5 protein-coding genes are annotated in these 6145 nt (G+C 76.7%); 3 read left to right on the top strand and 2 right to left on the bottom strand.

What is annotated here, in order from left to right:
• Window positions 1–198: 198 nt before the first annotated feature.
• A complete protein-coding gene (locus RKE29_RS27090) occupies window positions 199–990 on the top strand; it encodes an IclR family transcriptional regulator (protein WP_312008298.1) in 792 nt (263 codons plus the stop codon).
• A gap of 618 nt (window positions 991–1608) precedes the next feature.
• On the opposite strand, the gene RKE29_RS27095 is transcribed toward RKE29_RS27090, so the two are convergent.
• Window positions 1609–1950 (bottom strand): DUF5955 family protein, encoded by a 342-nt coding sequence (locus RKE29_RS27095; protein ID WP_312008299.1) that lies wholly within the window; start codon window positions 1948–1950, stop codon window positions 1609–1611.
• 242 nt (window positions 1951–2192) lie between these two features.
• Between RKE29_RS27095 and RKE29_RS27100 the strand changes: the two genes are divergently transcribed.
• On the top strand, window positions 2193–2840 hold the full coding sequence (locus RKE29_RS27100; protein ID WP_312008301.1) for an NTP transferase domain-containing protein: 648 nt from the start codon (window positions 2193–2195) through the stop codon (window positions 2838–2840).
• Between the two features lie 120 nt (window positions 2841–2960).
• Window positions 2961–4580 carry a malate synthase A gene (gene aceB / locus RKE29_RS27105; protein WP_312008302.1) on the top strand — a complete coding sequence of 540 codons (1620 nt, stop codon included), beginning with the start codon at window positions 2961–2963 and terminating at the stop codon, window positions 4578–4580.
• A 93-nt stretch (window positions 4581–4673) separates the two neighbouring features.
• Here aceB and RKE29_RS27110 read toward each other — a convergent pair whose 3' ends face one another.
• The gene (locus RKE29_RS27110) at window positions 4674–6050 is read right to left on the bottom strand and encodes an 8-oxoguanine deaminase (RefSeq protein ID WP_312008304.1); all 1377 of its coding nucleotides are present in this window, start codon (window positions 6048–6050) and stop codon (window positions 4674–4676) included.
• Window positions 6051–6145: the final 95 nt, after the last annotated feature.

The following is a 6145-nucleotide window of genomic DNA, read 5'->3' on the forward strand; positions in this document are numbered from 1 at the left end:
CTGCCGCGCCCGGCGGGGCGGCGGCCCGCCCGTTCCGGGCCGCCGCGGGCCCCGCCGGACCGCTGTGGAGATCGCCGGGTGCGGGTAGGCTGCCCGGTGGCCGGTCGGCCGGTGGCGCCCGCCGCACGGCGCGGCGCCGTCCGCCCCGCCGCTCCGCCCCGCTCCACCCGCTCGACCCGCTCGAAGGGAACCGCCGACGTGCCGCCGTCCGCCGAGCCCAAGACCGCCGCCGGCGCGACCGGTGGCGTCCAGTCCCTGGAGCGCGCCTTCGACCTGCTGGAGCGGATGGCCGACGCCGGGGGCGAGGTGGGCCTGAGCGAGCTGGCGAGCAGCAGCGGCCTGCCGCTGCCCACCATCCACCGGCTGATGCGCACGCTGGTCGCCTGCGGCTGCGTGCGCCAGCAGCCGAACCGGCGGTACGCGCTCGGCCCCCGGCTGATCCGCCTGGGCGAGAGCGCGTCCCGGCTGCTGGGCACCTGGGCGCGGCCCTACCTGGCCCGGCTGGCGGAGGAGACCGGCGAGACCGCGAACATGGCGCTGCTCGACGGCGACGAGGTCGTCTACGTCGCGCAGGTGCCCTCCCGGCACTCGATGCGGATGTTCACCGAGGTCGGGCGGCGGGTGCTGCCGCACGCCACGGGCGTGGGCAAGGCGCTGCTGGCGGGTCTGGCCGCCCCGGAGGTGCGCGCGCTGCTGGCCCGTACCGGCATGCCCGCCGAGACCCAGAAGACGATCACGTCACCGGACCTGTTCCTCGACGCGCTGCGGCAGGTCCGGGAGACCGGCTACGCGGTGGACGACAACGAGCAGGAGCTCGGCGTGCGCTGCCTCGCGGTCGCGGTGCCCGACTCGCCGACGGCGGCGGCCATCTCCATCTCCGGGCCGGCCGGGCGGGTCACGGACGAGGCGACGCGCGAGATCGTGCCGCTGCTGAAGGAGGTCGCCGCGCAGCTGTCGGACGCGCTGGCCGGCGGCACCCCGCAGGTGTGAGGCCCCGCATGGCCGCCCGCGCGCCGGGCCGCGCGCGCTCTCAGCGGCCCGCCGGGGCCGGAAGCCGCGGCCGACGCGGTCGTACGGTCCCGGGAGTCGCCGCACGGGCGCGGCGCGCGGCGGCCCCGCGCCCCGCGCACGGACACGGCCCCGCGCACGGACNGAAGCCGCGGCCGACGCGGTCGTACGGTCCCGGGAGTCGCCGCACGGGCGCGGCGCGCGGCGGCCCCGCGCCCCGCGCACGGACACGGCCCCGCGCACGGACACGGCCCCGCGCACGGACACGGCCCCGCGCACGGACACGGCCCCGCGCACGGACACGGCCCCGCGCACGGACACGGCCCCGCGCACGGACACGGCCCCGCGCACGGACACGGCCCCGCGCACGGACACGGCCCCGCGCACGGACACGGCCCCGCGCACGGACACGGCCCCGCGCACGGACACGGCCCCGCGCACGGACACGGCCCCGCGTACAGACGCGGCCCCGCGGGTCCGGCTGCGACGGGCAGGCCCGCGAACCGGCCTTCGGAACGGCGGCGGGCCGCGCCGCCTGGGCACGCCGCCGGGCGGCGGCCCCGGACAGGCACCGCCGGGCCGCCGCGTGGCGACGGGCCGTCAGCCGCCGTCGCGCCGCCGGGGCGGCTCCCCGAACAGGTCGATGGCCGCGCGGACCCCGCACAGCGCGGACGACAGCGCGCTCACCGAGCCGACCGCGCCCGCGATGAGCAGCAGCGACCGGCGCAGGCTGGGCACCGGGGGCGGCCCGGTGCGCGTGATGGCGTCCAGTGCCGCCAGCTCCTGCTCCGCGATGTCGCGGTCCGGCAGGTCGGCCGGGTGCCCGGCCAGTTCGCGCCGCAGCCGTGCGACGCACCGCCGCAGCTCGGCCACGCGCGGATCGTCCTCGGCGCCGAGCGTTTGCTCGCGCCCGCCTGCCGTGCCGCCCTCGACGGCCGTCACGGCGCCGTGTCGTGCCGTCAGTCTCCCACCCTCATCGGACAATGCTGCCCCTCTCCCCCCTCACGCGCCCTTGCGCGAGTACTCCCCATACTCCCCAGCGAGCCGCGCGCCCCCCGGGTGCGGACCGGACGAGGCAGCGCCGTCGGATCAGTTAACGACACTTCACACTGTGTGCGCCATATGGCGTGCGAAAGTCGTGACACATGACAGAAGAATATCCGGCTGTGGGGTAAGCAGGGCGTATGGATCACATCGCGCCGGGGTCCGCGCAGGTCGCGGGGGTGCTGCTGGCGGCGGGCGGCGGGCGGCGCCTGGGCGGGCGGGCCAAGGCGCTGCTGGAGTACGGCGGTCGGCCGCTGGTGGAGCGCGCGGCGGGCGCACTGCGCGACGGTGGTTGTGCGCCGGTGCACGTCGTCCTGGGCGCGGCGGCCGCGGCGGTGCGGGCCCGGGCGCGCCTGCCCGGGTGCGCGCTGGTCGACAACCCGGACTGGGAGGAGGGCATGGGCTCCTCGCTGCGGGCCGGCCTGGCGTCGCTGGCCGGCACGGGCGCGCGGGCGGCGCTGGTGGCACTGGTGGACCAGCCGTGGGTCGGGGCGGCGGCCGTCGCCCGGGTGCTGGCCGCGCACCGCGGTGCGGCCGACCTGGCGGCCGCGGCGTACGGCGGGCGGCGCGGGCACCCGGTGCTGATCGGCGCGGACCGGTGGGCGGCGGTGGCGGCGAGCGCGGCCGGCGACCGGGGGGCGCGGGCGTACCTGGCCGGCCACCGGTCGGAGTTGACGCTCGTGGACTGCTCCGACGTCGCCCGGCCGGACGACATCGACACCCCGGACGACCTGGCGCTGCTGCGGGCCCGGGAGCCCGGCGCGGACCCGCCGCCCGTGACCGATTGAGATTCCACGATGAGAAAACTATTCTCCATCATGCAAAAAGACGGGGCCCGGCCTCCCGGACCACCCCGAGCCCCCGCCTCAAGCCCCCAGCCCCGGCCTCCCGGCAAGGAGTGAAGACCCATGTCCACGCCAGCGTCCGTGCCGCCGCTCACCGTCGTCGGCGCCGCCCCGGTGGAGCGCCAGGACGAGGTGCTGACCGACGCGGCCCTGGCCTTCCTGGCCGAGTTGCACCACCGCTTCACGCCGCGCCGCGACGAGCTGCTGGCCCGGCGCGCCGCGCGGCGCGCCGGGATCGCCCGGACCGGCGCGCTGGACTTCCTGCCCGAGACCGCGCACATCCGCGACGACCCCTCCTGGCGCGTCGCCCCGGCCCCGGCCGCGCTGGAGGACCGCCGGGTGGAGATCACCGGCCCGACGGACCGCAAGATGACCGTCAACGCCCTCAACTCCGGCGCGCGCGTGTGGCTGGCCGACTTCGAGGACGCCTCGTCGCCCACCTGGGCCAACGTGGTCCTCGGACAGCTCAACCTCGTCGACGCCTACGAGCGGCGCATCGACTTCACCACCCCCGAGGGCCGCGCCTACGCGCTGCGCCCGGCCGGCGAGCTGGCCACCGTCGTCATGCGGCCGCGCGGCTGGCACCTGGACGAGCGGCACCTGCGGGCGGACGGCCGGGCCGTGCCCGGCGCCCTGGTCGACTTCGGGCTCTACTTCTTCCACAACGCGCGCCGCCTGCTCGACCAGGGCAAGGGCCCGTACTTCTACCTGCCGAAGACGGAGTCCCACCTGGAGGCGCGCCTGTGGAACGACGTCTTCCTCTTCGCCCAGGACCGGCTCGGCATCCCGCGCGGGAGCGTGCGTGCCACCGTCCTCATCGAGACGATCACCGCCGCGTACGAGATGGAGGAGATCCTCTACGAGCTGCGCGAGCACGCCTCCGGGCTGAACGCGGGCCGCTGGGACTACCTGTTCTCGGTCATCAAGAACTTCCGCGACGCGGGCCCGGCGTTCGTCCTGCCGGACCGCAACGCGGTCACCATGACGGCGCCGTTCATGCGCGCGTACACCGAGCTGCTGGTGCGCACCTGCCACCGGCGCGGCGCCCACGCCATCGGCGGCATGGCGGCCTTCATCCCCTCCCGCCGCGACCCGGAGGTCAACGCGGCGGCCTTCGGCAAGGTCAGGGCCGACAAGGATCGGGAGGCGGCCGACGGCTTCGACGGTTCGTGGGTCGCGCACCCGGACCTGGTGCCGGTGTGCCGGGCCGCGTTCGACGCGGTGCTGGGCGACCGCCCGCACCAGAAGGACCGGCTGCGCGAGGACGTGCGCGTCACCGCCGCGCAGCTGACCGACGTCGCCTCGCTGGACGCCCGGCCGACCCGGGAGGGCCTGCGGGGCGCCGTCCAGGTCGGGATCCGCTACATCGAGGCGTGGCTGCGCGGCCTGGGCGCCGTGGCCATCTTCAACCTGATGGAGGACGCGGCGACCGCCGAGATCTCCCGGTCGCAGATCTGGCAGTGGGTGCACGCGGGAGTGGTCCTGGCGGACGGCGAGAAGGTCACCGCGGAGCTGGTGCGGCGCATCGCGGCCGAGGACCTGGCGGCCCTCCGCGCCGAGCTGGGCGAGGCGGCCTTCGCCGCGGGCGCCTGGCAGCGGGCGCACGACCTGCTGCTGAAGGTGGCGCTGGAGAAGGACTACGCGGAGTTCCTGACCCTGCCCGCGTACGAGCTGCTGGACTGAGCCCGGCCGCGCCCCCGCCCGGCGGGCAGGAGCCCCGGCGGGCGGTGGCCTAGGCGGGCGGTGGCCCCGGCGGCCGCAGGGCCGCCCGGCGGCTCAGCCCTCCGCCGCGATACGGGCCAGCCGCCGGGCCTCGTCGCGGGCCCGGCGCGCGACGGCGTCCTCGTCCACCGCCGTCAGCCGGCCCGCCTCCACCACCGGCCGGCCGCCCACCAGCGCCAGCGTGACCGGCGCCGGGGCGCCCAGGACCAGGGCGGCGACCGGGTCGGCGATGGTGGAGTGGGCGAGGCCGTCGAGCTTCCACAGCACCAGGTCGGCGAGCTTGCCCGGTTCGATCGAGCCGATCTGGTCCTGCCTGCCCAGCACGCGCGCGCCGCCGTACGTGCCCAGGCGCAGCGCCTGCCGGACCGTCAGCGCCTTCTCGCGGTGCGGGCCCAGACGGTTGATCAGCAGGGCGTTGCGCAGTTCGGTGTGCAGTTCGCCCGACTCGTTGGACGCGGTGCCGTCGACGCCGAGGCCGACCGGCACGCCCGCGGCGAGCAGGTCGGGGACGCGCGCGAGGCCCGCGGCCAGGCGCGCGTTGGACGACGGGCAGTGGGCGACGCCGGTGCCGGTGCGGGCGAAGGCGGCGATGTCCGCGTCGGACATGTGCACGCAGTGCGCCATCCACACGTCCTCCCCCAGCCAGCCGGCCGACTCCAGGTAGGCGGTCGGGCCCGTGCCGAACCGCTCGTGGCAGAACTTCTCCTCCTCCACCGTCTCCGAGCCGTGCGTGTGCAGCCGTACGCCCTTGCGCCGGGCGAGCGCCGCCGACTCCCGCAGCAGTTCGGTGGTGACCGAGAACGGCGAGCAGGGCGCGACGGCGATCTGGAGCATCGAGCCGAAGGACGCGTCGTGGTGGGTGTCGACGGCCTCCTCGGTGGCGGCGAGGGCGGCGTCGGTGGTCTCCACCGCGAAGTCCGGCGGCAGTCCGCCGTCCGAGGCGCCCAGGTCCATGGAGCCGCGGGCGGCGGTGAAGCGGACGCCCACCTCGCGCGCGGCGCGGATCTCCGCGCCCAGCAGGTCGCCCGCGCCGCGCGGGAAGACGTAGTGGTGGTCCATGGCGGTGGTGACGCCGCCGCGCGCCATCACCGCGAGCGAGCCGAGGGCCGCCGCGTACACCATGTCCTCGTCGACGCGCGCCCAGGTGGGGTAGAGCGCGGTCAGCCAGTCGAACAGGTTGCAGTCCTGCGCCAGGCCCCGGGTGAGCCACTGGTAGAAGTGGTGGTGGGTGTTGACCAGGCCGGGGGTGAGCAGGTGCCCGGTGCCGTCGACGCGGCGCGCCACGTCCGCCAGGCCGCGCGGCGCGGGCCCGGCGGCCACCGACTCCACGCGGTCGCCCGCGACGACGACGTGGCCCGAGGCGTGCTCGGTGCCCTGCGCGTCCACTGTCGCGATGGCGCAGTTCTCGATGACGATGCGGTCCACGGGCACTCGGGCTCCTGTCGTCGGCGGCCTAGGGCGGTGCACTGGGCGGCGTACCCGCGCGGGCCGTTGCTTAACTTGTTCTTTAAGGTCTGACCTGGTCA

The sequence above is a fragment of the Streptomyces sp. B1866 genome (genome assembly GCF_031932565.1).
GTDB lineage: Bacteria > Actinomycetota > Actinomycetes > Streptomycetales > Streptomycetaceae > Streptomyces.